Raw genomic sequence first — 25261 nt, forward strand, 5'->3', positions numbered from 1 at the left:
CCCGCCCGCGCCGCTCGGGGCGGTGCCCGGCCGGCGCGCGTGCCCGGCCGGGCACCCGGCGTCACATCTGCTCCGGGGCGCTCACCCCGAGCAGCGCCAGGCCGTTGGCGAGCACCTGCCGCGCCGCCTCGCACAGGTGCAGGCGCGCCACGGTCAGCGGACCGGTCTCGTCGTCGCCGGGTTGCAGCACCCGGCAGGCGTCGTAGAAGCGGTGGTAGGCCCCGGCGAGGTCCTCCATGTAGCGCGCGACCCTGTGCGGCTCGCGCAGTTCGGCGGCCGCGTGCACCACGCGCGGGAACTCGCCGATGGTGCGGATGAGGTCGCCCTCGCGGTCGTGCGTGAGCAGGGACAGGTCGGCCTCGGCCACCGCTCCCCGCCCGATGCCCAGGTTCGCGGCGTTGCGCTGCAGCGAGGACAACCGGGCGTGCGCGTACTGCACGTAGAACACGGGGTTGTCGCTGGTGCGGCGGCTGATCAGGTCGAGGTCGATGTCCACCGCCGTGTCCACCGAGGACCGGATCAGGGAGTAGCGGGCCGCGTCCACGCCGACCGCCTCCACGAGGTCCTCGAGCGTGACGACCGTGCCGGCGCGCTTGCTCATCCGCACCGGCTGGCCCTCGCGCACCAGGTTCACCATCTGTCCGATGAGGACTTCGACCACCTCGGGGTCGTCGCCGAACGCGGCCGCCGCGGCCTTCAACCGCGAGATGTAGCCGTGGTGGTCGGCCCCGAGCATGTACAGGCACAGGTCGAACCCGCGGCTGCGCTTGTCCCGCAGGTAGGCCAGGTCGCCGGCGATGTAGGCCGGGGCGCCGTCGCTCTTGATCAGCACCCGGTCCTTGTCGTCGCCGAACTCGCTCGACTTCAGCCACCAGGCGCCGTCGGCGAAGTAGACGTCGCCGGAGCCCTTCAGCTTCTCCACCGCTTCGGTCACCGCACCGGAGGTGTGCAGCGAGTCCTCGTGGAAGAACACGTCGAAGTCGGTGCCGAACTCGTGCAGGCTGCGCTTGATCTCGTCGAACATGATCCCGACGCCGACGCTGCGGAACGTCTCGTCGCGCTCCTGCTCGGGACGCTGCAGCACGTCCGGCTGCTGGCGCACCACGGCGGTGGCGATGTCGGTGACGTAGGAGCCGCCGTAGCCGTCCTCCGGCGGCTCCGCACCGCGGGCGGCGGCGACGAGCGAGCGCACGAAGCGGTCGATCTGCGCCCCGGCGTCGTTGAAGTAGTACTCGCGGGTGATGTCCGCGCCCTGGGCTCGCATGATGCGGCCGAGCGCGTCGCCGACCGCGGCCCAGCGCGTACCGCCCAGGTGGATCGGTCCGGTCGGGTTGGCGGAGACGAACTCCAGGTTGATCCGGCGGTCGCCGTAGGCCTCGCCGCGGCCGTACTCCGCACCGGCGGCCAGCGCGTCGCGCACGATCTGCGCCTGCGCGTCCGCGGCCAGGCGCAGGTTGAGAAAGCCCGGTCCGGCGACCTCGGCGGTGTCGATCGCGTCGAGCTCGCCGAGCGCCTCGGCCAGCCAGCCGGCGAGTTCGCGGGGCTGCGTTCCGACCTTCTTGGCGACCTGCATGGCCAGGTTGGTCGCGTAGTCGCCGTGCTCCGGGTTGCGGGGCCGCTCGACGGTCACCGACTCGGGCAGCGCGGACGTGTCGAGTCCGCGGGCGGAGAGCACGTCGACAGCGGTCTTCCGGACGAGTTCAGCAAGCGCAGCGGGAGTCACCCTGTGCAGTCTAGGGAAGCGTCCGCGCTGCTGGGCGAACGGGTTGGGGCGAGCAGCTCCGGTTTCCCGGCGTGCGAACCCGCTGCACGGTTCACTGCGCGGATCGCTGCGCGTCACCAAGTCAGCGCCGAGCACCGCCGGGCGCACTCGGCCGGCTCGACCTGCAGCGTCGCGTGCTCGATGTGGTAGCGCTCGGACAGCAGCCGCTGCGCCGCGGTCAGCACTTCGCTGTGCACCGCCTCCGGCGTGGTCGTCAGGTGCGCCGAGGCGACCTCCATGCCCGAGGTGAGCGTCCACACGTGCAGGTCGTGCACCTCGGCCACCGCGGGCAGCGCGGCGAGCTCGTCGCGGACGCGGGCGACGTCGAGGCCCTCCGGTGCCTGTTGCACCAGGATGCGCAGCGCCTGCCGCGCCAGTCGCCACGTGCGCGGCAGGATGAACACGCCCACGGCCACGGCGACGATCGGATCGACGAGGTACCAGCCGAAGGCCCAGGTCAGCACACCGCCGAGCAGGACGCCGACCGAGCCGATCGTGTCGGCCAGCACCTCGAGGTAGGCACCGCGGACGTTGATGCTCTCCGTCGAGCCGCGGCGCAGCATGGCGAACACCACGAGGTTCGCCGCGAGCCCGGCCGCGGCGGTGAGCATCATCGGCAGGCCGGGCACGTGCGGTGGTTCCAGCACGCGGCCGACGGCCTCGTAGACGATGTAGCCGGCGATGCCGAACAGCAGCACCGCGTTGGCCAGTGCGGCGAGCACTTCCATGCGGTAGAGGCCGAACGTGCGGTTGTCCTTCGTGGTGCGGCGTGCCGCGGTGATCGCTGCCAGCGCCATGCCGACGCCGAGGACGTCGGTGAGCATGTGGCCCGCGTCGGACAGCAGCGCCAGGGACGAGGTGGCGAACCCCACCACCGCTTCGAGGACGAAGAACGCGAGCAGGATGCCGAACGCCAGGCCCATCCGGCGGATGTAGCGGCCGGAGGCGTGCATGGCCTCGGCGGCGCTCCCGTGGCCGTGTCCGTGCTCGTGTCCCATGCCGCCGATATTACATAGTCAGATGTGCATATGCGCAAGTGTTTCTGCGGGATCACTCCATCCGGTCACCGCGAAGGAGCGGTCAGCGGCGTTCAGGTCGTGCCTGCGCCGCCTCTCAGCTGGCCCGTGGCGGCCAGTTGTCCAGCCGCTTCGGCCGCGGGGCCGCGTAGGTGCGCGCCTTCGAGGTCACCAGACCCTGCCGCACGAGCGCTTCGGCCGTGGTGACCGCCGCGGCCACGCCGTCGACCACGGGCACGCCGGTGCGGGCCACGACCCGCTCGGCCAGGCCCGCCATGCCGCCGCAGCCGAGGCAGATCACCTCGGCGCGGTCCGCGGTGACGCAGTGCTCGGCCTGCTCGGCGATGGCCTCGATCGCGGCATCCGGATCGCGTTCGAGCTCCAGCACCGGCAGCCCGCTCGCCCGCACCGAGGCGCAGCGCTGCGCCAGCCCGGCCAGCTGCAGGCGGTCCTCGATGAGCGGGACGGTGCGGTCCAAGCTCGTGACCACCGAGTAGGTGCGGCCGACGAACTGGGCCGCGCTGGCCGAAGCTTCGGTGATGTCCACCACCGGCACGTCCACGAGCTCTTGCAGCCCCTCGCGGCCGTGCTCGCCGTAGCCGGCCTGGATCACCGCGTCGAACGGTTCGTCGTACGCGCGCACGGTCTCCATCACCGCCACTGCCGCGAGGTGGCTCTCGTAGTTGCCCTCGACGGACTCCGCGCCGAAACGCGGTGTCAGCGGCACGATCTCGGTGGACTCACCCGCCACCGCGCGGGCCTGCTGCCCGATCGCCCCGGTCACCTGCTCGCTGGTGTTCACGTTGATCACGAGAATGCGCATGCCTGCCGGCCTTTCGTCGCGGTGCGGGCTGCACGCGGTCGACGCGCCGCTGCCTGCGGGCCCGACCGCGCCGTGCTGTGCAGTGGTGCGGCCTCCGCGGGCGCGTCGTGCACGCGCTCGCGGCGGGTTGCTCGCCGGTGCAACTCTGCCAGGTGTGCGCTCACTCGCTGGCGACGGCGATCTCCGCACCGTCGACGTCCCTGACCGGCATACCGCGGTCGGCCAACGCCAGGTAGAGCACGGCCGCCAGGGCCGCCCCGATGAACCAGGAGAAGCTCGACACGGCACCGAAGCCGGGCACGAGCGCCAGCACCACCGAGAGCGCGGCGCTCGGCAGCAGCGCCAGCAGCGCCCGCCGGTTCACGCCCCGCTTGTAGTGGTAGTCGCCGCGCGGGTCATCGGTGTACAGGTGCGGGACGTTCACCCGCGCCTTCCGCACCAGCCAGTAGTCGGCCACGATGACGCCGAACACCGGGCCGAGCAGCGCACCGAGCCCGCCGAGGAAGTACTCGATGACGATCGGGTTGTTGTACAGGTTCCACGGCAGGATCACGAACCCGAGCACGGCGCTGACCCAGGCGGCGCGCCGGAAGTTCAGCACGCGCGGGAACAGGTTCGTCAGCGTGTAGATCGGCGCGACGAAGTTGGCCAGCAGGTTCACCGCGATGGTCAGCACCACCAGCGCCAGCGACGCGAGCACCAGCAGCGCGTGGTTGGGGATCGTGCCGACGATGTCGGCCGGGCTGGTGATGATCTCGCCGTTGATGCGGAACTGGGAACCGGACAGCACCACGACGATGCCGGCGAAGAACAGCATGTTCACCGGGATGCCCACGAGGTTGCCGCGCACGATGGCGCCGCGGTCGGTGGCGGAGCGGGTGAAGTCGCAGAAGTTCAGCACGAACGTGCCGTACACGACCACCCACAGCGCGGCGCTCTCGAAGATCTGCTTCCACATCGCACCGCCGGTCAGCGCGTCGTTGGTCGACGGCGCGATGGACCACCCGGCCTTGCTGAACATCCAGACCGCGATGGCGAGCATCGTCACCAGCACCACCGGGCCGGCCCATGCCATGAACACGCGGATCACCCGCATGCCGTAGCTGGCGATGAGCACCTGGACCAGCCACAGCGCGGAGAACGTCACCCAGCCCACGGTGGACAGACCGAGGATCGAGTCCTCGCTCGCCGCGCGCAGTCCCGGAGCCAGCGCGACGATCGCCGTCGACAGCACCGCCGAGGCCAGGTACGTCTGGATGCCGAACCAGGCGATCGCCACACCGCCGCGGATCACCGCGGCCACCTGGGCGCCGTGGATGCCGAAGGCGATGCGGCTGAGCACGGGGAACGGCAACCCGGTGCGGTGACCCATCACGCCGGAGAGGGTGAGCAGCCCGAAGATGACGGCCGAGCCGATGAGGAACGCCAGCATGATCTGCCAGGCGCCCAGGCCGAGCGCGAACAGACCGATGGCGAACGCGTAGTTGCCGAGGCTGTGCACGTCGTTGGCCCACAGTGTGAAAACGTTGTAGGCGTTCCAGCGGCGACCGGAGCGCTGCGTGGGCGCCAGGTCGTGGCTGTACAGGCCGGAGCTGACGGCAACCGGAGCAGTGGTGTCCTGGACGTGCGCAGGCTGGCTGCCCGGAGCCGTCATCCGTGCCTCGACTTCCATGATGCGGAACTAGCCTTTGCGGTCGTGGAACGCAGGCTAGTGTTCGAGGTCACCGCGGTCAACGCTCGGCCGGGCAAGCACACGGCCATCAATCCGTGCGTCCACTTACGAGCTCTCGGCGGGCGGGTCCGGCTCCGGCAGCGCGGCCAAAGCGCGCTGCGCCCGGCGCACGAACCACAACTGGTACAGCTCGAAACCGCCCAGCACGACGACGCCGGCCAGCAGGATCCAGCGCCCTTCCCCCAGCAGCGCGAAAGCTGCGGCCCCGTAGAGGACGGCGAGCCCCACCAGCACCCACCCGGCCCAGCGCTGCCGCACCACGTGCTGGGCCCCTGCGCGCGCGACGGCGTGCTGCTCCGGCGGGACGGACTCGCCGCGGCGGATCGTGCGGAGCAGTCGCCGCCGCTCACTCCCCCGCAGCGCCAACAGCGGGCTCGGTTGGAACGACGCCCGCCCGCGGCGCCGCAGCCACAGCACCGCGCCGAGCCCGAGCGCCACGCCCACCCCCGGGCCCAGCAGACCGCTCACCCCGGGGGCGCGCACCGCACCGTCGAGCAACCACCCGGCCAGCACGCTGCCGCCGACCGCACCGGCCAGGACGGCCACCAGCACCAGCACCAGGTGCCGCGTGTGTCGACGCCGAGCGCGAGGGCGCATGTCCGTGTCCATCGCCACGGCACCCTACGTGCCGCCCCCGTCGATGCGCCCGCTCCCGCGGAATCCGGTGGGACGGTCCCGTTCCACACGGTTGAGGACGCCCTCGCGACGCAATCCGCGCTGCACTCCGCCCGGAACGCGCTGGTTCCAGGAACGCGATCGGAACGGGCGCTGAGGCGGAACCCCGCACCATCTCCAGCAGCTCGCTGCTCTTCACTGCTCGCGCGCAACCACGTCAGCACGCGGTCGGGAGCGTGCTGCACGGCATCCGGCGCACCGCTTGCCGGAGTGGAACGACCCGGCGGAGGTGGTCGGCGATCAGATCCGGTCGTGCAGGTCGTGCAGTCGCAGCCCGGCGACCGCGCTCAGCTGTCCGCTGCGGACAGTTCCCGGAGCCGCACACCGGAGGACTGGTACTTCAGGGTCCGGTGCACGAGCTCGACGACGTGCGCGCCCGCCTCGAGCGGGTTGGTGCCGCCGTGCCGGCTGACCATGCAGACGAGGTCGCGCTCCGCATCGGTCTTGCCCGGCCCCGGGCGATAGCCCGTGTAGGCGCTCATCGCATCGGCGATGCCGAGGCCCGGCCGTTCACCGAGGAGCAGCAGCACCACCTCGGCGCCGATGACGGCGTTGACGTCGTTCATCACCCCCACCCGGCAGTTCTCGACGAAGAACGGGGTGCCGACGGTCAGGTGCGCGGACCTCAGCCCTTGTTCGATGACCGGGTAGATGTCGGCGAGGTTGTTCTCGACCGCCGCGGCGGACAGCCCGTCACCGACGCAGATCTGCACGTCGGGCGACTTCGCGCAGCGCTCGGCGAGCAGGCGCTTCGCCTCCTCGCCGAGCAGGCGCCCGAGCTCCGGCCGCAGCAGGTACTCGGTGCGGTCGGACACCTGGGTGCGCACGGTGAACAGCCCGAGGTGCTCCTTCACGGATTCCGGGACCTCGCCGTGGATCGCGTCCTGCGTGGCGCCGTGGTCGGCCTGCAGGAGCAGGAGGGCGCCGGTTCGAGGGCACGGGCCGGCGCGCCCGGTGCCGATCCTGGCGTTGGTCGCCGCGCGCAGGTTGCGCAGCCCGTCCGGATCCGCAGGATCGACCACGCCGGTCGTCCGGCGCAGGTCCGCTGCGGCGGGGTCGGGCAGGTCGATGACGAGCTCGCCTTCGGCCGCGTGCGCGGACGACGCGCCGAAAGCCGCGCCGGGGCCGGGCCCGCCCGGAGCTCCCTTGCCGATGTTCTCGGTGTCCCTGCTGGACATGACGTCTCACCTCTTGAGGAAGAACGACGGGTCGCCGGCCTTGTCGGTGAGCCTGCCGTTCTCGAGCAGACCGATGCCCTCCATCCAGCGTTCGAACTCGGGCAGCGGGCGCAGCCCGAGCGCTTGGCGGAGCCTCGATGCGTCGTGGTAGCTGGTGCTCTGGTACGAGAGCATGGCGTCGTCGCCCATCGGCACGCCCATGATGAAGTTGCCGCCGGCCGAGGCGAGGAGCACCGCGAGGTTCTCCAGGTCGTTCTGCGTCGCCCGGGCGTGGTTGGTGTAGCACACGTCGCAGCCCATGGACAGGCCGGCGAGCTTGCCCATGAAGTGGTCCTCGAGACCGGCCCGGGTGATCTGGACGGCGTCGTAGAGGTACTCGGGCCCGATGAAACCGACGACGGTGTTCACCTGGTACGGGTTCCAGCGCTTGGCCACGCCGTAGATGCGCGCCTCCATGACCAGCTGGTCGGCCCCGTTGTGCGCGCCGGCCGACAGCGCCGTGCCCTGCCCGGTCTCGAAGTACGTGTAGTTCGGGCCGGTGGCCCAGCCGTGCTTGCGGACCATCGCGTGCGCCTCGTCCATGAGGTCGACGCTGACGCCGAAGGCCGCCATCGCCTTCTCCGAACCGGCCAGGCTCTGGAAGAGCAGCCCCACCGGCGCTCCCCGCTTCATCGCCTCCACCTGCGTGGTCACGTGGGCCAGCAGGCAGTTCTGGGTGGGGATCTCCCAGCGGTCGATGACGTCCTTGGTCATCTCGAGCAGCCGCGCGACGCTGCCGACGGAGTCGTCGGACGGGTTGATGCCGATGACGCTGTCGCCGGAGCCGTAGGACAAGCCCTCGTAGATCGTCGCCCGGATCCCGTCGACGGAGTCCGTCGGGTGGTTGGGCTGGTTCCGCGAGGCCAAGGTGCCCTCGAGCCCGATGGTGTTGTTGCAGTGCGCGCTCACCCGGATCTTGCGCCCTGCCACGACGAGGTCGAGGTTCGACATGAGCTTCGCGACGCCCGCGATCATCTCGCCGGTCAGCGCGTTGCTCAGCCGATGGATCATCTCGGAGCTCGTCGCGTCGTCGAGTATCCACTCCCGCAGCTCACCGACCGTCCAGTTCTTGATCTCGGCGTACACCGCCTCGTTGACGGCGTCGTCGATGACCCGCGTGACCTCGTCCTCGTCGTACGGGACGGCGGGGTTCTCCCGGAGGGTCGAGAGGGGGACCTCGGCGAGCACGAACTTCGCCGCGACGCGTTCTGCCGCGGAGCGGGCGGCGATACCCGCCTGCTGGTCACCGGACTTCTCCTCGTTGGCCTTGGCGAGCAGCTCCTTGATCGAGCCGAACTCGTACGTCTCGCCGAACAACTTCGTTCTCAGCAGCATCGCCGCGCCTCCTGCCGTCGAAAGTGCACTTCAGCCTTCTGAGTGCAAGACCAGCGTCTTGACCGAAACCGGAACGGCGCGCCCGTCCGGCATCGGTTGGCCGATGTCGATGAAATCGCCCTCGCCGAGCTCGATCTGGTCGATCGCGATGAGCGGCACGTCCGGGATCGCGGTGTTGATCGTCTGGCCCAGCGCCTGGGCGTAGTCGTGCTCGCTGACCAGCACCACGGGTCCGTGCTGCGGACGCTGGCGCGCGAAGGCGGCCACGCCGTGCGCCACCCGCTGCAGAGCGGGGAAGTCCAGGTGCGCGGGCAGGTCCAGCGCCAGGGCCGCGTTCGCCTCGTCGTCCCCGCCCCAGCGCCGCACGGCGCGAACGAGCTCGGCGACCAGGTCGGCGGGCTCGGGGACCGGGTCGCCGACGACGGGTTCGATGACGGGCAGGTTCCGCAGCGGCAGCAGGGCCCGTCGGGTCCAGACGGTCGATCCGGAGAGCGTCACGGTCTGGCTCGCCGCGCCGAGCACGGTCGCGCCGAGCGCATCGGCCGGTGCCCGCACCGGCATCTCACCCAGGCGCGCGTTCTCCCGCAGCGACCGGGCGAGCAGCGGGCCCACGTCCCCGTAGGCCGCGATCTCGCCGATGTCGCCCGCTGCGTCGCCGTCGTAGTAGGCCCGACCGACACCGCCGGAGAGGAAGACGGCTGCAACGTCGTCGGAAAACCGCGGCAGCGGCGGCGTGCGCGGGATGTCCCGGGGCAGGTGCTGTTCGCAGCCCCGCACGAGGTCGACGATGAGATCCGCCATGGCGTCGGTCAGTTCCCGCAGCGCCGGCACGCTCGCCCGCTGGCCGCCGGCCAGGTCGATGCCGAGGTGGGCGATCAGCGCCCGCCCCGGCGGCGCCAGGCTCGTGACGCTTCCGGACGCGGGGTCGAGCGTGAGTTGGCGACCGCCGACCATGATGGCCGCGGAGGCGAGGTGGCGGCCGGAGCGGAACGCGGCGACGTTCGCCGAACCGCCACCGATGTCGACGTTGATCGCCGTCGTGTAGTGCTTCGCGGAGAACGCCGCAGCGCCCGCCCCGCGTCCGGCGATCTGCGCCTCGAGGTTCGGTCCGGCCACCGTCACGACGAAGTCGCCTGCGAGTCCCGACACGGCCGCGAGGATGGCCTCCGCGTTCTTCGTCCGGGCGGTTTCACCGGTGATGATGACCGCTCCGGTCTCGACGTCCGCGGGTTGCACCCCGGCGGCGCCGAACTCCCGCTCGATGAGATCCAGCAGGCGCTCGGCGTCGACCTCGTCCCGGTCTTTCAGCGGGGTTTCGCGCGGAGCGCTCCGATGCGCGGTGGCACGGGAACCGACCTCGAGCCGGGGAAGGACGCCGATCCCACGACCGCTGCGCACCGTCAGGCGCGAGAAGGCGAGCTGGAACGTCGTCGTGCCCACGTCGATGCCGACGCTCAGCACCTCTCGCGTGTCCATGTCCCCACCACGCGCGATGAACATTTCCCACACCTACTCGTCGTGTTCAGATGCAGCGGATCGCTGTTCCGGCTGGGCGGGCGGATAGCGCCGGCGGAAGAAGAGGAAGGCGATGAGGACGGCGGTGATGCCGGCGCAGAGCTTCCCGACGATCATCGGGAAGATCATGGTCCGCTCGATTCCCGCCGTGAAGCCGAGGTGGTCACCGAGGGTGAACGCCGCGCTCACCGCGAAGGCCACGTTGAGGACTTTCCCGCGCGGGTCCATCTCCTTGAGGATCTGGAACATCGGGATGTTGTTGGCGAGCGTGGCGATCATCCCGCCGGCGGCCTTGTCGTTCATGCCGAGCAGCATGCCGACCTTCGTCAGGGGTTTCGCGGCGAGCGTGACGATGAGGTGCACCGCGGGGAAGGCGCCGAGCAGCATCATGCCGATGAGGCCCACGATCTCCAGGCCTTCCGTGGGCGGGGCGAGCTCCCAGCCGGCCGGCATGATCCGCACACCGGTCATGAACTCGAAGACGCTGATGACCAGGCCCACGGAGATGAGCGCGACGAGGAACTTGCCGAACCACAGGAAGCCGGTGGTCATCTTGTCCGGGATCCACCACAGTCCCAGCGCGATGAGCGCGGCGGCGATGACGATCGGGACCAGGTTGGCGAAGACCATCGCGGGTTCGAAGCCGGCGACCAGGCCACCGACGAGCACGCCGAGCGGGATCGTGATCATCCCCGCGAGGACGCCCTGGGCGAGGAACCCGCGGTCTTCCCGCTCGATGATGCCCAGCGCCACCGGGATGGTGAAGACGATCGTCGGGCCCATCATGGCGCCGAGGATGAGCCCGGCCAGCAGCCCCGCCTGCTCCGTTCGCGCGAGCTCCACCGCGAGCGGATAACCACCCATGTCGTTCGCGAGCAGCGTCGTGGCGAACATCGCGGGATCCGCCCCGAGGAAGGTGTAGATCGGGACGATGACGGGTTCGAGGACCTTCGCCAGCACCGGCGCCAGGGAGACCACGCCGACCATCGCCAGCGCCAACGGCCCCAGGGCCATGAAGCCTTCTTCGAACTTCTCGCCGAGCCCGAACCTGTTGCCGATCGCCCGATCAAGCCCGCCGAGGACCATGCAGATCATCAGGATCCAGACGACGATCTCGTTGACGTCCATCGCTGCCTCCTCGCAGCACACCTGCTGGGAGCGACCGCATGCACGAAGAGTAGCCCACGGTGTCGCGCATGTCCGCGCAGAACGCGCGGCGGGGCGGCCTTGCTGCGGAGAGCGCGCATCGACAACTGCGACACAACAACTGAGCACGTTGCCGCGATCGTCCAGTCCGGCGGCACGACCTGGCTCGGCACCACCGTCTGGTGCGCAGAGGACGGCTCTGCGCATCAGCGTCAGTGATCACGCCACGCGCGAAGTCGATGTCGACGCCGCCGAAGCGATCACGCGGGCCTTACGCGCTGGCCGCTGACCGTGCGGCTCATGTGCCCCAGATGTGCCCCAGAAGCGTCCCGAACGCCTGGGGCCGGACGTGCTGCTGGCCGGAGGCGTCACCAGCGTGAGCACCTCGTGACCGCGCCCCCATTCCGATCATGGTTGGTCGCGCCCTAACGTGCCGTGGATGGCCGACGATACGGCGTCCAGCTTCAGCGTGGGCCGCGGTGTTCTCGGGGGAGCTGTCCCGGGCGCGTGTGCTTCGGTGCTGATTTGGGACGTTGACCGCACGGTGGCGCTCGTTGTCGTCAGCGATCGCCTCGGGGGCTGACGTGAAGCTCGTTCAGCAGATGCTCGGGCACAAGGCAGCCACGATGACCTTGGGCCTGTACGGCCACTTGCTCCCCGCCCGGCTGAACGAGGTGGCCGACAAGTTCGACGAGGCGGCGGGGTTCGCCTGAGGCTCATGCGCCCCGGATGTGCCCCAAGGATGATCTCGGGGCACTGCGTACCCCTTCTGACCTGGGTGCCCTCGGCAGGACTCGAACCTGCGACACCTGCCTCCGGAGGGCAGTGCTCTATCCGCTGAGCTACGAGGGCTCTGCTCCGCATTCCGTCGACTCCGTGCCGACGATCTCCACCTTAACGCATCCGCAGGTGCAGCGCTCAAAGGGGGTTCCCGCCGGGATCCGGAGCGCACGAACGTGCACGTCACCCCGCGGCGGCGTCCACACCCCCGGTGGGCAGCGGCGCCCCGGCCAGATCCACCGGCCCGGCAGGCACCGGCGAGGCCCGCGGGTACCAGCGACGCACGGCCTGCCAGGTCGCGTCGATGAGCGCCGCCGACTGGTCGAACGAGTACGGCGACAACCCCTCCGTCGACGGCGCGGGCGCCACGTAGAGCTCGGCTCGCTCCGCCCCGTAGCGCAGTTCCGCACGCGCACCCGCCACCATCGCCGCCCCCAGCGAAGCGCCGTTCACCCCGGCGACCGAGCGCGGCGGCGTCGCCGGAACCGGCCAGGTCGCGACCGCGCCCGCGTTCTCCTCGCTTCCGGTGCGGAACGGTTCCGACCCACCGCACGGAAGCACGAACACGCGATCGGCACCCAGGTCCACGGCCCGGGTGACCGGCATGAACGTCGCAACGCCCCCGTCGACCAACCAGCTCTCGCCGAACCGCACGGGCGGGAACATCCCCGGGATCGCGCAGGAGGCCACCAGCGGCGCCAGCACGGGCCCGCGGTCGAAGTACACCGCGGTGCCCAGCTCCAGGTCCGCGGCAGTGATCGTCAGCGGCACTCCGGCCTGCTCGATGCGCTGGTAGGGCAGGTTCCGGTGCAACCAGCGCAGCAGGCCGTAGTTGCTCATCACGTGGTGCGCGAGGCCGAGCCTCGCCGCGAGGATCCGGAGCGGCTGCACCGGGAACACGTCGGCGCGGCGCATCGTCATCCACAACCGGCGCAGCGCCTGGGCACCGCGCTCGGTGGGCTCGTGCGCGAGCCACGCCGCGTTCAACGCACCGGCCGAGGTGCCCACGAGCAGGTCGGGTCGCTCGCCCGCCTCCAGCAGCGCGGTCACCGCCCCCGCCTGGATGGCCCCGAACGTGGAGCCGCCCGGCAACACCCACGCCGTCGGCATCCGCCCCTCCTCTCGTCGCCCTGCGCCCGAGTCTCCCCGCTTCCGGATCGATCTGCGCCCGAGTCTCCCCGCTCCCGGATCGATCTGCGCCCGAGTCGGACTGCCGGACTCGGCCTGCCCGGGCTCGGCCCCACCGAGACTACGGACGAACACCGCGGCTCGTGACGACGCGGCCGGTGGTCCGCGCGCCCGCCGAGACGGGCGCGCGGACCGTCCGCAGGGTCTCAGCAGCTGCTGCGCCAGCCGGCCACGCCACCCGGCACCGGTGCCTGCGGATCGTAGGGGACGCGCGTGAAGACGAACGTGTTCAGATCGAGGTAGCGCGGCGTGCCGTCCGCATCGCGTCCGATGTGGAGGCTCTCACCGGAGTAGTAGCCGTCCAGCCCGAGCCACGTGTCCGTGTCCACCCGGCGGAACCGCGAGGCGCGCCCGCCACCGCGCATCGGACTGAGATCGAGCAGCCCTCCCGGCAGGATCCGCAGGACGTGGGGGCTCGGCCCCCAGTACCACTCGCCGGTGAGCTCCAGCAGGCCCATGTCGACGTCCCCGTCGGGACGCCACACCTGCGGGATCCGCGGTTCGCGTTCGTCCAGGATGGACAGCAGGTCGGTGCACAGCTCGGGCCGCACACCACTGGTGGCGTTCGCCATGAACACCACGCCCTGGTTCTCCTCCGGCTGCACCCACGCAGTCGCGAGGAACCCGGGCATGGAACCGGTGTGCCCGGCCAGCCGACGTCCACCGGGACGCGACAGCTGCACCCCGAGACCGTAGCCGGCGCGCCACTCGTCGCCCTCGTCGACGGCCGCGGGCACGCGCATCTCCGCCACCGTGTCCGGGTGCAGCACCTCGCCCGTGTCGCCGAGCAGGAACCGCATCCACCGCGCCATGTCGTCGAACGTGGACCACAGCTGCCCCGCAGCACCCATCGCGCCGGCGTCCTCCGCCGGCTCCGGCAGCACCACGTCGGCCCACGGGTGCACCGCGAATCCCTGCGCGTGCGGGGCCACCGGACGCGCAGTGGTGCGGTGCATCCCCAGCGGGCGCAGGATCTCCCGGTCCACGGCGTCGAACCAGGAACGACCCCGCAGCCGGGCGACGAGCTCGCCGAGCACGCCGAAACCGGTGTTGGAGTAGTGGAACGCGTGCCGCGGTGTCGGACGCACCGCCGTCTCGTCGACCCGCTCAAGGAACTCCGAGCCCGTTTCCCGCTCGGTGCGCTCCCACCACGAACCGGCGGGTTCGGCGCTCAACCCGCTGCTGTGCGACAGGAGCGCACCGATGCTGCGGTTGCCGACCGCCGTTGCCGGAACGAACTTCTCCAGCGGGTCGGCCAGATCCAGCAGCCCCTCGTCCCGCAGGCGCATCACCAGCACGCCGGTGAACGTCTTGCTGATCGACCCGGTCCGGTACTGCGTGTCCTGCGTGGGGGTCGCGCCGTCGACCTCGCCGCGCGCGTCGAACCACAGCACCTCACCGTCGCGGAGCAGGCCGGCGGTCAACGAGGGAACGCGGTTGCTGGACTGCTCCACGGCCAGACGGCGCAGCAGGGCTCGGCGGGTTTCCGGGAACAACGTGGGCATGGAGCTATCCTGCCACGTCGCTCGAGCGGTGCCGCCGGCTGCGGATCAGCCGCGGCTCGCGGTCCGCTCGTGCAACCGCGCCTCGGCGTCCGAACCCGGCCCGACGCGCGGAACCCGGAGCAGCAGCACGACACCCGTTCCCCAGGCCAGTGCCACGATGAGCCACTCGGCGGGCCAGGCCAGCTCGGCCGGCATGCCGGGCAACGACACGAGCAGCAGCGCCGCGCTGGCGACGACGGCGAGCACGCCGGTGGTGCGCGGCGCCCGCACGCGGTAGGGCCGCTCGAGCCCGGGTTCCCGGCGGCGCAGCACCAGGAACGACACGCCGACGAGCAGGTATCCGATGACGATGTTGGCCGAGCCGGCGTTCGACAGCCACGTCAGCATCTGGTCGCCGAACAGCGGGGAGACGACGCTGATGGCGCCGATGAACAGGACCGCGTTGCCCGGGGTGCCGAACCGCGGGTGCACGCGGGCGAACCAGCGCGGCAGCATGCCGGAGCGGGCCATCGCGTACAGCAGGCGGCTCGCGCCGAGCAGCAGGCCGTTCCAGCTCGTCACGATCCCGGCCGCACCGCCGAGGATGAGCACACCGCCCATGAGCGGTGAGCCCCACAGGGCGGTCATCGCGTCCGCCGTGGGCAGCTCGGAGGCCGCCGATTCTTCCGCGGTCAGGCCCGATCCGACGGTGAGCTGCACCAGCACGTACCAGGCGGTGGCGCACACGACCGCGAACAGCAGCAGGCGTCCGATGCGGGCGTGCGGCAGGCGCACTTCCTCCGCCGACTGGGGAATCACGTCGAAACCGAGGAACAGGAACGGCGTGGCCGCCACCACACCGATGAGCCCGGTCGCTCCGGTGAACCACGGTTCGGTGTTGCCGAGCGAACCGCCGACGGCCGCGCCCGTCACCAGCAGCACACCCACGCACAGCAGGAAGACCACGGCGACGATCTGCATGAGCCCGGCGGGGCGCACGCCGACGTAGTTGGCCGCGGTGACCACGAGCGCCCCGAGCACGCCGATCGCGATCCAGGCGATCCGCACCGGCGATCCGGCAACGGTCCACAGTGACCAGTCGGGGAGGTCGACGAGGTGGGAGAGGGTCTCCGGCAGCGCCACCGACTCGAACGCGACGACCGAGACGTAACCGAGGACCACGGCCCAGGACGCGACGAACGCCCACCGCGCGCCGAGCGCGCGCAGCGCGTAGTGGTGCTCACCGCCCGCGCGGGGCATCGCGGCGACCAGCTCCGCGTACGTCAGCCCCACGAGTCCGACCACGATCCCACCGAGGACGAACGCCAGCGCGGAACCGAGCGAGCCGGCTTCGGTGATGAACTCGCCGGCCAGCACCACCCAGCCGAAGCCGATCATCGACCCGACGCCGATCGCCAGCACGTCCGCGCGCCGCAGCACCCGGTGGAACTGCTCGTCCTCGGCCATGTACCGCCCCGTTCGCCCATCCTCGACGGCGCTGATCAGCACATCCTGGTCGCCGTTGCGGGGCCCTCGCAACACCCGACTACCCGGCAACACCGGGCGGCCTGGCGACGCCGGCGGCCCGGCGACATCCGGTGCCCCGGCAACACCGGGCGGCACGGCAACATCCGGCGGCCCGGCAACATCCGGCGTCCCGGCAACACCGGGCGGCACGGCAACATCCGATGCCCCGGCAACGCCGGGTGTCGCCGCGAGGCGCGAAAACCCTCCGTGCGATCGATGAACGCGAGCCGCCCGGAGCGCGAAGCCGTCCGGCGCCGGAACGCGTTGGCAGAATGGACGCCATGCGCACCGCACAACAGCGCGTCGACGTCCGCGGAACGGTCGCGTTCGTCCTGCTCGCCTACGTCCCGGCTTGGCTGATCACCCTTCCGTTGTGGCTGAGCGGGCAAGGTCTGTCCTGGTCCGGCGCGCTCGTGCTGCTGCCGCTGATGATGTTCACGCCCGCAGCGGCAGCGCTGGTGGTGAGCAAGTGGATCAGCCCCGGCTCGGGGCCGCTGCGGCGCCGCACCGGGATCACCAGCGGCGGCGGGGTCCGCAAGTGGTGGCGTTACGCGCTGCTGGCCTGGCTGGCCCCGCCGGTGGTGGTGCTGCTCGCCCTGGTCCTGGCCTGGGCGGTTGGCGTGTACCAGGCCGACTGGTTCGGGCTGTCCGGACTCGCGCAGCAGCAGCAGGCCGTGGTGCTCGGCGAGGACGCCCCGGATACCGCGCCGAAGACGCTCGCGCTGGTGCAACTCGCCCAGATCGTGCTCGTGGGGTGGTTGAACGTGGTGCCCGCGCTCGGTGAGGAGCTCGGCTGGCGCGGCTACCTGCTACCGGAGCTGCTGCCGCTCGGCCAACCGGGCGCGTTCCTCGTCAGCGGCGTGCTGTGGGGGTTGTGGCACACGCCGGTGCTGCTGCTCGGCTACAACTACCCGACCGTGCCCTCGGTGGCGGCGATCATCATGATGATGTGCTTCTGCGTGCTGGTCGGCACGCTGCTCGGATGGCTGCGACTGGCTTCGGGCAGCGTGTGGCCGCCCGCCATCGGGCACGGCTTCATCAACGCCGCTGCCGGCATGGGGGTGCTTTTCAGCGCCGCCGGACACCCGGTGAACAACGCGACCACGGGGCTGCTCGGCTGGACCGGATGGCTCGTGCTGGCGGCGCTCATCGGGCTGCTCGTCCTGCGAGGGCGCCTGCCGGTGCACATCCCGGTGACGCAGGAGGGCATCTCCCGCGGCACCGGCCCCGGCCCCCGCGCCAGCAGCGCCCGCACCCGCACCAAGAAGCGGCAGTAGACGCGAAACCATTTCTGGAACGATTCCAGGGAGCACAATTTTCATGAAAATTGTGAGCTGTCCCCACACGACAGGGGGCAAATGATCACCACGCCTTCGGGTGAGCACGTGCTGGGGCGGGCAGTGCTGCAGCTTCGGAGTCGGCAGACCGGGGTGTTCGCCTCGCCGGACCCGCCGGCCACTGCTGCACGCCCGGCAGGGCTCCGCCGGTTGCTAGCTGCTGCACGCTCCGCCAGTTACTGCTGCTGCACGCCCGGCAGGGGTTCCGCCGGAAGGCCCTCGTGGACCGGCATCATCGCGTCGTACCAGGTGCGCGCCGGCACCTTGCCGCCGTAGATGTTGCCTTCACTCCCGCACAGGTACGGCGGAGCATCGCCGCCCGCGTCGCAGATGCCCTCCGGTGAGGAGCCGTCCGCGTAGGTCAGCACCGCACCGGCCAACTGCGGGCTCGCGCCCAGGAACGCCGCGGAGCGGTGCTGCTGCGTCGTACCGGTCTTGCCGATCATCGGACGGTCCCACCCCGCGGCCTCGGCCGCCTGGCGCGACGTGCCCTCCGTGTGGTCCTTGCTCATGCCCTGCTGCAACTCGTGCGCCGTGCGCGGGGACACCGCCTGCTCGCAGTCGGGTTCGTCGATCGGCACCGGATTGCCGTGCCGGTCCTGCACCCCTTCCAGCGGCGTCGGCGGGCAGAACACGCCGTCGCTCATGATCGTCGCGGCGACGTTCGACAACTCCAGCACGCTCGTCGGCGTGTAACCGAGGGTGAACGCACCGCTGTTGTTCTGCTTGACGCTCTGCGCCTGCGACGGCCCGTTCGAACCGTCCGGTTCGAGCGTCTGCCCCGCCATGTTGACCTGGTTCATGCTCTTGCGCATGCCGAGCTTCGAGGCCATGTCCACGACGTTTCCCAGGCCCGCTTTCTCCTGCAGCGCCACGAAAGCCGTGTTCGGCGAGGTCGCCAACGCGTCCCCCAGACTGCGCGGGCCGGGCTCGACTCCGTCCGCGTTGCCCACCGTGTACGGCGCCGTCCCGGACCTGTACACCTGCGAGGTGTACGTGGGCGGCACCGGGATGACGTCCTCGGCGCTCATCCCCTGCTCCATGGCAGCGGCCGCGGTGAAGATCTTGTAGATCGACCCCGCCCCGAACGGTTGGACGCGGCTGACGATGTCGTAGGCCGTCTGCCCCTTGCTCCCGTCGTTGCCGTAGTCGCGGTTGGCGACGAGAGCTCGGACCTTGTGCTTGCCCTGGCCCGGCTCGACCGCGGCCATCGCGTTGGCGATGCCGTCGGTCTGGGTCGGCACGTGCCTCTCCGCGGCTTCCTTGGTCGCATCGCTGGTCTGGCGGTCCAACGTGGTGCGGACCGTGTAACCGCCGGTTTCCAGCTCGTTCTTGTCGATGCCGAACCGCTCGAGGTAGTCGAGGACGTAGTTGCAGAAGAACCCGTCGGTCGAGCCGTTGCCGAGCCCGACGCAGCCGTTCGGCGGCCGCCCCAGCGGGGACGCGATCCCGAGGGGCTCCTGCTTCGCGCGCTCCGCGTCCTCCTCGGTGATCCGGATGTTGTTGTGCGGATCGGCCATCAGGTCGATGACGAGGTTGCGGCGCTGGAGCGCCTCCTCGGGGTTGCTCTGCGGGTTGAGCGAGCCGGGCTGGTTGACGATCGCGGCCAGCAAGGCCGACTGGGAGATGGTGAGTTTGTCCGGCGTCGTGTTGAAGTAGGTCCGCGCGGCGGCACCGACGCCGAAGGTCTGGTTGCCGAACGGAACGACGTTGAGGTACCCGGTGAGGATCTCCTCCTTGCTCATCGAGCGTTCCAGCTCCACGGCGATCTTCGCTTCGCGGAGCTTGCGCGCGATGGTGGTCTCCTGCGCCTTGGCGGCTTGGGCGTCGCTCTGCGCGACCACGTGCACCAGGTAGTTCTTCACGTACTGCTGGGTGATCGTCGAAGCACCCTGCGTCGTCCCGCCGGTGGCCACGTTCGTGGCCAGCGCACGCATCGTGCCCTGCCAGTCCACGCCGTCGTGGTCCCAGAACCGCTTGTCCTCGATCGCGGTGATCGCGGCCTTCATCGTGTCCGAGACCTCACCGGGTTCGGTGTCGACGCGGTAGTCGTCGAAGAAGTGCGCGATCGGTTCGCCGTCCTTGTCCGTGACCGTGGAAACCTGCGGCATGTCGCGGTTCGCCAGCGAGGTGGACATCTCGTCCATCGCGTCGGTGGTCTGGTTGACCATCGAACCGGCAGCCGTCGCCCCGGGCAGCGCCACACAAGCGACCAGCACACCCGCGAGCACGCAGAGCCCGAACATCTTCAGCAGTACGCCACTGCGCACGCCCGCCCCAATCGTTCCGCTTCCTCTGACCCGACCGGCTTCACGGTGGATCTGGCGATCACGCCCACCGTCCGTTGAAGGGAATCAGCCAGCACCTTCGTTCTTATCACACGCGGGGGACGCAGCCGTTGCACGGAAAGCAGTGCGCCGATCACGTTCGGTGCTTATCGGCCTGTCCGTCCTGTTCGTGCAGTTCTCGCAGGTACTGGTTGTACGCGGCCAGTTCCGGGTCCTCTTCCCGATCGACCGGCGACGCGGGCGGAGGCACGAGGGGGCGGCGACGCCGCTCAGCGGAACCCCCCTGCCCAGCAGGGCCTGCCTGCGCTGCGGGATCGTCCTGCCCAACGGCCGCCGCCGCGGACGCGGCACGCGCCTGCGCGGAACTCGCCGACACGGCCACGGGACGCTCCTCCTCCGCGCCCTCGCCGAAACCGAAAATGCGGATGACGCGCCACCAGAAGAACAGGGTGAACGCGCTGAACAACGGCCACTGCAGGGCATAGCCGAGATTCTGGAAACTGCCCCCGGCGGCGTGCGCACGGTCCCACTGCCACACGGCGAGGAAGATCGTGACGACGACGGCCGCGAGGAACAGCAGGTGCACCAGGAGCCACCGCGGGGTCAGCAATCGCCGCAACACACCCCGAGTCTAGGGATCGTTCCGCAGTGGTGTGCGTTCGAGGGTCAGGTTGAGCTGGTCAGCCGGTGGCGCTGCGCCGCGCGGACCTCGCCCGCCCGAACAGGGCCACCGGTGCGCACAGCACCACCGCTGCCGCGGCCAACCCGAACGCGGACGGATAGCTCACAGCGCTGAGCAGCGCACCGAACCCCACCGAGCCCAAGCCGTTGCCCGCGTCGTAGGCGATGTTCCACACCGCGCTGGCCGCGCCCGACTGCGCGCGCTCGAACATCAACACGAGGGTGATGTTCTGCACCGCACCGAAACCGGCGCCGAACACGCCCGCTCCGAGCACCGCCCAGGAAGCGGCACCGGCGCTGCCCGCGGCGAACAGCGCCAGACCGACCGCGGCCACGAGGATCGACGGCACCTGCGCTCGACGCGTGCCGAACCGGTCGCCGATGTGCCCGGCAGCCCACCGGCCGAGCATCATGGCGGCACCGAACGCGGCCAGCGACACCGGAGCCACCGACCCGCCCACGGCCATCGGCACGAACGCGAGCAGTCCGCCCGCGGTCGTGGCGACCACGGTCATCACCAGCCAAGGCGGTGCGAGTTGCACCGGCACACCCCGAGTCCGGCTGCGCGCCCCGGCCGTGCGCACCGGTCGGATGCCGAGCACGGCGAGCGTGCTCACCACCGGGAAGATGCCGGCGCCGAGGAACACCCACGTGAAACCGACCTGTTGGCTCAGCCACACCCCCAGCGACAGGAACACCACGTTGGGCAGGCCGACGGCCAAGCCGTACGACCCGGCGGCCCGCCCGCGCGCCGCGGCGGGGACGATCTCGGCGACGAGGGCGCTGCCGGCGACGGTGAGCAGGCCGAAACCGACCCCGCGCGTCCCGGAGACGACCAGCAACGACCACAGCTCACCGGCGAAGGCGAACAGCGGAGCGGGCAGCCCGATGAGCGCTGTGCCCGCCGCGAGCACGACGCGGTGCCCGACGCGCCGCAGCAGCCACGGTACGAACAACTGCGTCAGCACCGTGATCAGCATGAACACGCCGTTGGTCGCACCGGCGGCGAACTCCCCCGCCCCTCCGGTGACCGCCCACAGCGGCACCACCGACAGCAGCAGCGCATACCCGCCGAAACCGCCGATGGTCACCACGAGCAGCGCCCCGAAGGAGCGGCTCCGCAGTGCGCGGGCGGTCGATGTGCGTGTGGTCATGCGCCTGATTTTGCTCCGTCCCAGCATCCGGGCGAGTGTCGTCGCATCCGCGCGGGTCTCGCCGCATCCGCCGCAGATGCCGCGGCACCGCGCAGCTCGGGTCAGCCCTGCTGCCCGTCGAGATCTTCGAGGAGACGGCGGGCGCTGTCCAGTTCCTGCTGGAGCTGTTCGACACGAGCGCGCTGCCGTTCCCGCGCCGCCTCGAGCACGGGTTCGACGGCGGCGGCGACGTCGTCGTGCAGCGCGTGCGCAGCCTGCGCCACCGCGGACGGTGGCACGGGCGTGGCGCGCAGCACGCGCTTCTTGCCGCTGGTGACCTCGACGTGCCACTGCCCCTCGGCGTCGGCGGTGAGCGTGACGACGGCGCCGGGTGTCGAGCGCTGGCGGCGCTGCCCGGAACCGGTGCCGCTGCCGCCGCCGCTGCCGCCGCGTTCCTGCCCGCCGGACTTCTCCGCCGAGCTCTTCGACTGCGCGCCCGTCCGCTGCCCGGAGCGGGCGGAGGTGGTCGAACTGGCAGGAGAAGCCCCGGCCGAGGCCGGGCCGGACGAAGCTGGGCCGGACGAAGCTGGGCCGGACGAAGCTGGGGCGGACGAAACTGGGGCGGTGCGTTTCGCCGCGCCGCCGGAGGAACGCTGCGCCGCGCCGCCGGATGCGCTCCGGTCCGCGGACGAGGCCTCGCCGCCCGAGGTGGTACCGCTCCCGCTGGCGGCGGCCTTTCCGCCGGCGGCACCGCTCGCCCCGGAACCGCGCGTCCCGCTCGAGGTGGCGGAACGTCCCGCGCTCGCCGCTTTCCCGGGCGCCGAGGAGCCGGAGGAGCCCGCGGAACCGCTCCGGCCGCTGTCACCACCGGTGTTCGCCGAACGCTTGCGCGATGGCCGTTCGGTGGTCACCTCCCCCGCGGAGAACGACAGCACGTCCTTCGAACCGGCAGGCCGAACCTGGATGAAATCGCCCTCCGCGGGCTCGCCCAGATCCATGACCTTGCCGGAACGTCCTTCGGTGACCCCCACCGCCTCGCCGGTGAACCAGACGGTCGGCGTGTTGCCCGCGGCCAGCTCCGAACGGAGGGTGGCCAGCTCGTCGTCGGAAAGTGCGCGCCCCATGAGACCCCCGTCCCCGCCGGTGCGTACGTCTCGGTGTGCGGACAGAGTATCGAACGCGCGTGCGATCTCGTCGACAGGCCGCCACCGACACGCCGCCGCGTGTCCCCGGCCCGAGATGTCCCCACCTGAGGTGTTCCCACCTGAGATGTCCCCACTGAAATATCCCCGACCGAGGCGTCCCCGCCCGGAGATGCCCCGCCGAACGGGCGACGCGCGGGAGACGACGGGGCCGCGGCATCACCGCTTCGCCGGGGCGACCACCTCGTAGTCGGCGGGATCGGCCTTGCGCGTGCGCAGCCAGTACTTCCAGCTGAAGCCGGGCCACAGCGCGCGGTTGACGCCGTTCTCGTCCAGGTACCAGCTCTGGCAACCCCCGGCGGCCCAGACATCGGCGGACGGGTCGTTCTGGATCTCCGCGTTGAACTCGTCCTGCGCGGACTGGCGCACGTCGATGTAGCCGACATCGTCGCGGCAGATCGGGCGCAGGCAGCTCATCACGTAGTTGAGCTGCGACTCGATCATGAACACCACCGAGTTGTGCCCCAGTCCCGTGTTCGGCCCGAGCAGGAAGAACAGGTTGGGGAACCCGGAGACGGTGATGCCCATGTGCGCGTTCATCCCGTCGCGCCAGGCGTCCTGGAGTTTGCGCCCGTCGCGGCCGACGATGGACAGGTGGTCGAACGCGTCGGTGACGTGGAAGCCGGTGCCGTAGATGATCGCGTCGACCTCGTGCTCGGTTCCGTCGCCGGTGACCACCGAGTTCTCCCGCACTTCGCGCACTCCGCCGGTGATGAGGTTGACGTTGTCCCGGTTCAGCGCCGGGTAGAAGTCGCTGGAGAGCAGGATGCGCTTGCAGCCGATCGCGTAGTCCGGCGTGACGGCCTTCCGCGTCTCCGGGTCGGAGATGCTCCTGCGGATGTAGCGCTTCGCCATCGCCTCGGCGACCCAGCGGAACCGACGGTTGAACACGCCGAGGTAGCGGGCCTCGAGCACCCAGTACAGGGCCCAGCGTGCCGCGCGCTGCAGACCCGGGACGCGGCGGAACCAGCGGCGCACCTTCGGCGGGATCTCCATGTCCGGTTTGGGCTGGATCCACGGCGGGGTGCGCTGGAACAGGTGCACCTGCGCGGCCTCCTCGGCCACCTGCGGCACGAACTGGATGGCGCTGGCGCCCGTGCCGAGCACGGCCACGCGCTTGCCCGCCAGGTCGTAGTCGTGGTTCCACTGCGCGGAGTGGAACACCTCGCCGGTGAACCGCTCGATCCCCGGGACCTCGGGGTACTTGGGGATGTGCAGGGCACCCACGCCGGAGACCAGCGCGCGGCCGACGTGCTCGGTGCCGTCGGCAGTGGCGACGTGCCACTTCTGCGCGGACTCGTCGAACTCCGCGCCGGTGAACTCGGCGCCGTAGCGGATGTGCTCGTGCACGCCGAACTTGTCGGCGCAGTGGCGCAGGTAGTCGAAGATCTCGTCCTGCGTGGCGAACGCCCGCGACCAGGAGGGGTTCTGCTCGAACGAGAAGGAGTACATCAGCGACGGCACGTCGCAGGCGCAGCCGGGGTAGACGTTGTCCCGCCAGGTTCCGCCCAGGGTCTCGCTCTTCTCCAGCACGACGAAGTCGTGGATGCCCGACTGCTTGAGCCGGATCGCCGCACCGAGTCCGGAGAACCCGGTGCCCACGATGACCACCGAGTGCTCGTACCGGTGCTGACTCGAGCTGTTCTGCCGCGTCATCGGCCCTCCTCTCACCGCCATCCGGCGCTACCACACAGTAGGCTACTACGAGTAAGTTACTTGCGGTAGGGTTTGTTCCGTGGTGATACGGCAGCAAGCGGGGACGACGAACGGCACGCGCAAACGCCACACCCGTGCGGAGCGCGAACAGCAGATCCTGTCCGTGGCGGAGGAGGTCTTCGCGGCGGAGGGCTACCAGGCCTCGTCCATGGACGACATCGCCCACCGCGTGGGGCTGTCCAAGCCGATGCTCTACGAGTACTTCGGTTCCAAGGAAGGTCTGCTCATCGCCTGCCTGCACCGTGCCAAGCGGGAGCTGCTGGACGCCACCACGCGCGCGGCCGAGGGCGCGCAGCACCCCGAGCAGCTGCTGCACGACTGCCTGCTGGCGTTCTTCCGCTTCGGCGAGGACCACGCGCAGGCCTGGGCGCTGCTGCGCAACGAGTCCGCCGTGGCCGACACGTCGGTCACCACCGAACTCGAAGCCATCCGCGCGCAGCAGACGGACTTCACCGCCCGCCTGCTGCAGGCCACGCGCCCCGACCTCAGCGAGCTGCGTGCGGAAGCCTACGCCGAATCGATCATCGGGGCCTGCGAACGCCTCGCGCTGTGGCGCGAACACCGGCCGGAAGTGGCCCCGGAAGAAGCCGCGCAGCACCTGATGGACCTGCTGCACCCCAGCCTGCTGCCGGAAGCGGACCAGGTGCGGGAAAGCTGACGGAGGCGGCCGAGCTGAACGGCCCGGCCGCCTCCGCGCACGCGCT

19 protein-coding genes, 1 tRNA gene and 1 pseudogene are annotated in these 25261 nt (G+C 70.7%); 3 read left to right on the forward strand and 18 right to left on the reverse strand.

Annotated elements, in window-relative coordinates:
• Positions 1–61: 61 nt before the first annotated feature.
• The 9 genes from argS to ACVGV2_RS16825 form a co-directional block, all read right to left on the reverse strand.
• A complete protein-coding gene (gene argS / locus ACVGV2_RS16785; protein WP_459163312.1) occupies positions 62–1723 on the reverse strand; it encodes an arginine--tRNA ligase in 1662 nt (553 codons plus the stop codon).
• Positions 1724–1836: 113 nt separating this feature from the next.
• The gene (locus ACVGV2_RS16790; RefSeq protein WP_459163313.1) at positions 1837–2760 is read right to left on the reverse strand and encodes a cation diffusion facilitator family transporter; all 924 of its coding nucleotides are present in this window, start codon (positions 2758–2760) and stop codon (positions 1837–1839) included.
• Positions 2761–2875: 115 nt separating this feature from the next.
• Entirely contained in the window at positions 2876–3601 is a 726-nt protein-coding gene (locus ACVGV2_RS16795; protein ID WP_459163314.1) for an aspartate/glutamate racemase family protein, read from the reverse strand.
• Between the two features lie 160 nt (positions 3602–3761).
• Positions 3762–5255, reverse strand: a complete 1494-nt coding sequence (locus ACVGV2_RS16800; RefSeq protein WP_459166029.1) for an NCS1 family nucleobase:cation symporter-1 — start codon at positions 5253–5255, stop codon at positions 3762–3764.
• Between the two features lie 123 nt (positions 5256–5378).
• Positions 5379–5942, reverse strand: coding sequence for a hypothetical protein (locus ACVGV2_RS16805; RefSeq protein WP_459163315.1), 564 nt, complete (start codon positions 5940–5942; stop codon positions 5379–5381).
• 353 nt (positions 5943–6295) lie between these two features.
• Complete coding sequence (gene eutC, locus ACVGV2_RS16810) at positions 6296–7186, reverse strand: ethanolamine ammonia-lyase subunit EutC (protein WP_459163316.1); 891 nt, start codon at positions 7184–7186, stop codon at positions 6296–6298.
• A gap of 6 nt (positions 7187–7192) precedes the next feature.
• The gene (locus ACVGV2_RS16815) at positions 7193–8560 is read right to left on the reverse strand and encodes an ethanolamine ammonia-lyase subunit EutB (protein WP_459163317.1); all 1368 of its coding nucleotides are present in this window, start codon (positions 8558–8560) and stop codon (positions 7193–7195) included.
• Positions 8561–8590: 30 nt separating this feature from the next.
• The gene (locus ACVGV2_RS16820; protein WP_459163318.1) at positions 8591–10036 is read right to left on the reverse strand and encodes an ethanolamine ammonia-lyase reactivating factor EutA; all 1446 of its coding nucleotides are present in this window, start codon (positions 10034–10036) and stop codon (positions 8591–8593) included.
• A gap of 33 nt (positions 10037–10069) precedes the next feature.
• Positions 10070–11203: an ethanolamine utilization protein EutH gene (locus ACVGV2_RS16825; RefSeq protein ID WP_459163319.1), complete on the reverse strand. Its 1134-nt coding sequence runs from the start codon at positions 11201–11203 to the stop codon at positions 10070–10072.
• A 575-nt stretch (positions 11204–11778) separates the two neighbouring features.
• On the opposite strand from ACVGV2_RS16825, the pseudogene ACVGV2_RS16830 reads away from it, so the two are divergent.
• Positions 11779–11934, forward strand: a pseudogene (locus tag ACVGV2_RS16830) (site-specific integrase); the annotation flags it as partial.
• 66 nt (positions 11935–12000) lie between these two features.
• Here the strand turns inward: ACVGV2_RS16830 and ACVGV2_RS16835 are convergent.
• The 4 genes from ACVGV2_RS16835 to ACVGV2_RS16850 form a co-directional block, all read right to left on the reverse strand.
• Positions 12001–12073: transfer RNA gene (locus ACVGV2_RS16835), tRNA-Arg, on the reverse strand.
• A gap of 111 nt (positions 12074–12184) precedes the next feature.
• Complete coding sequence (locus tag ACVGV2_RS16840; protein WP_459163320.1) at positions 12185–13111, reverse strand: patatin-like phospholipase family protein; 927 nt, start codon at positions 13109–13111, stop codon at positions 12185–12187.
• A gap of 224 nt (positions 13112–13335) precedes the next feature.
• Complete coding sequence (locus tag ACVGV2_RS16845) at positions 13336–14694, reverse strand: serine hydrolase domain-containing protein (protein WP_459163321.1); 1359 nt, start codon at positions 14692–14694, stop codon at positions 13336–13338.
• Between the two features lie 45 nt (positions 14695–14739).
• Complete coding sequence (locus tag ACVGV2_RS16850; RefSeq protein WP_459166030.1) at positions 14740–16140, reverse strand: APC family permease; 1401 nt, start codon at positions 16138–16140, stop codon at positions 14740–14742.
• A 341-nt stretch (positions 16141–16481) separates the two neighbouring features.
• Between ACVGV2_RS16850 and ACVGV2_RS16855 the strand changes: the two genes are divergently transcribed.
• Positions 16482–17477, forward strand: coding sequence for a CPBP family intramembrane glutamic endopeptidase (locus tag ACVGV2_RS16855; protein ID WP_459163322.1), 996 nt, complete (start codon positions 16482–16484; stop codon positions 17475–17477).
• A gap of 236 nt (positions 17478–17713) precedes the next feature.
• On the opposite strand, the gene ACVGV2_RS16860 is transcribed toward ACVGV2_RS16855, so the two are convergent.
• The 5 genes from ACVGV2_RS16860 to ACVGV2_RS16880 all read right to left on the reverse strand — a co-directional run bounded on the left by ACVGV2_RS16860 (position 17714) and on the right by ACVGV2_RS16880 (position 24497).
• A complete protein-coding gene (locus ACVGV2_RS16860) occupies positions 17714–19807 on the reverse strand; it encodes a transglycosylase domain-containing protein (protein ID WP_459163323.1) in 2094 nt (697 codons plus the stop codon).
• 151 nt (positions 19808–19958) lie between these two features.
• The gene (locus ACVGV2_RS16865; RefSeq protein ID WP_459163324.1) at positions 19959–20447 is read right to left on the reverse strand and encodes a hypothetical protein; all 489 of its coding nucleotides are present in this window, start codon (positions 20445–20447) and stop codon (positions 19959–19961) included.
• A 58-nt stretch (positions 20448–20505) separates the two neighbouring features.
• A complete protein-coding gene (locus tag ACVGV2_RS16870) occupies positions 20506–21660 on the reverse strand; it encodes an MFS transporter (protein WP_459163325.1) in 1155 nt (384 codons plus the stop codon).
• A 101-nt stretch (positions 21661–21761) separates the two neighbouring features.
• The gene (locus ACVGV2_RS16875; RefSeq protein WP_459163326.1) at positions 21762–22763 is read right to left on the reverse strand and encodes a DUF6319 family protein; all 1002 of its coding nucleotides are present in this window, start codon (positions 22761–22763) and stop codon (positions 21762–21764) included.
• A 237-nt stretch (positions 22764–23000) separates the two neighbouring features.
• Positions 23001–24497, reverse strand: coding sequence for a flavin-containing monooxygenase (locus ACVGV2_RS16880; protein ID WP_459163327.1), 1497 nt, complete (start codon positions 24495–24497; stop codon positions 23001–23003).
• Between the two features lie 79 nt (positions 24498–24576).
• On the opposite strand from ACVGV2_RS16880, the gene ACVGV2_RS16885 reads away from it, so the two are divergent.
• Positions 24577–25215, forward strand: a complete 639-nt coding sequence (locus ACVGV2_RS16885; protein ID WP_459163328.1) for a TetR/AcrR family transcriptional regulator — start codon at positions 24577–24579, stop codon at positions 25213–25215.
• Positions 25216–25261: the final 46 nt, after the last annotated feature.

Source organism: Bounagaea algeriensis (assembly GCF_054491375.1).

What these genes read in the sequence shown, in the direction of transcription:
- ACVGV2_RS16790 (WP_459163313.1), bottom strand. Translation starts at nt 2,760, where the DNA reads ATGGGACACGAGCACGGACACGGCCACGGGAGCGCCGCCGAGGCCATG.
- ACVGV2_RS16795 (WP_459163314.1), bottom strand. Translation starts at nt 3,601, where the DNA reads ATGCGCATTCTCGTGATCAACGTGAACACCAGCGAGCAGGTGACCGGG.
- ACVGV2_RS16800 (WP_459166029.1), bottom strand. Translation starts at nt 5,255, where the DNA reads ATGACGGCTCCGGGCAGCCAGCCTGCGCACGTCCAGGACACCACTGCT.
- ACVGV2_RS16805 (WP_459163315.1), bottom strand. Translation starts at nt 5,942, where the DNA reads ATGGACACGGACATGCGCCCTCGCGCTCGGCGTCGACACACGCGGCAC.
- eutC (WP_459163316.1), bottom strand. Translation starts at nt 7,186, where the DNA reads ATGTCCAGCAGGGACACCGAGAACATCGGCAAGGGAGCTCCGGGCGGG.
- ACVGV2_RS16815 (WP_459163317.1), bottom strand. Translation starts at nt 8,560, where the DNA reads ATGCTGCTGAGAACGAAGTTGTTCGGCGAGACGTACGAGTTCGGCTCG.
- ACVGV2_RS16820 (WP_459163318.1), bottom strand. Translation starts at nt 10,036, where the DNA reads ATGGACACGCGAGAGGTGCTGAGCGTCGGCATCGACGTGGGCACGACG.
- ACVGV2_RS16825 (WP_459163319.1), bottom strand. Translation starts at nt 11,203, where the DNA reads ATGGACGTCAACGAGATCGTCGTCTGGATCCTGATGATCTGCATGGTC.
- ACVGV2_RS16840 (WP_459163320.1), bottom strand. Translation starts at nt 13,111, where the DNA reads ATGCCGACGGCGTGGGTGTTGCCGGGCGGCTCCACGTTCGGGGCCATC.
- ACVGV2_RS16845 (WP_459163321.1), bottom strand. Translation starts at nt 14,694, where the DNA reads ATGCCCACGTTGTTCCCGGAAACCCGCCGAGCCCTGCTGCGCCGTCTG.
- ACVGV2_RS16850 (WP_459166030.1), bottom strand. Translation starts at nt 16,140, where the DNA reads ATGGCCGAGGACGAGCAGTTCCACCGGGTGCTGCGGCGCGCGGACGTG.
- ACVGV2_RS16855 (WP_459163322.1), top strand. Translation starts at nt 16,482, where the DNA reads ATGCGCACCGCACAACAGCGCGTCGACGTCCGCGGAACGGTCGCGTTC.
- ACVGV2_RS16870 (WP_459163325.1), bottom strand. Translation starts at nt 21,660, where the DNA reads ATGACCACACGCACATCGACCGCCCGCGCACTGCGGAGCCGCTCCTTC.
- ACVGV2_RS16875 (WP_459163326.1), bottom strand. Translation starts at nt 22,763, where the DNA reads ATGGGGCGCGCACTTTCCGACGACGAGCTGGCCACCCTCCGTTCGGAG.
- ACVGV2_RS16880 (WP_459163327.1), bottom strand. Translation starts at nt 24,497, where the DNA reads ATGACGCGGCAGAACAGCTCGAGTCAGCACCGGTACGAGCACTCGGTG.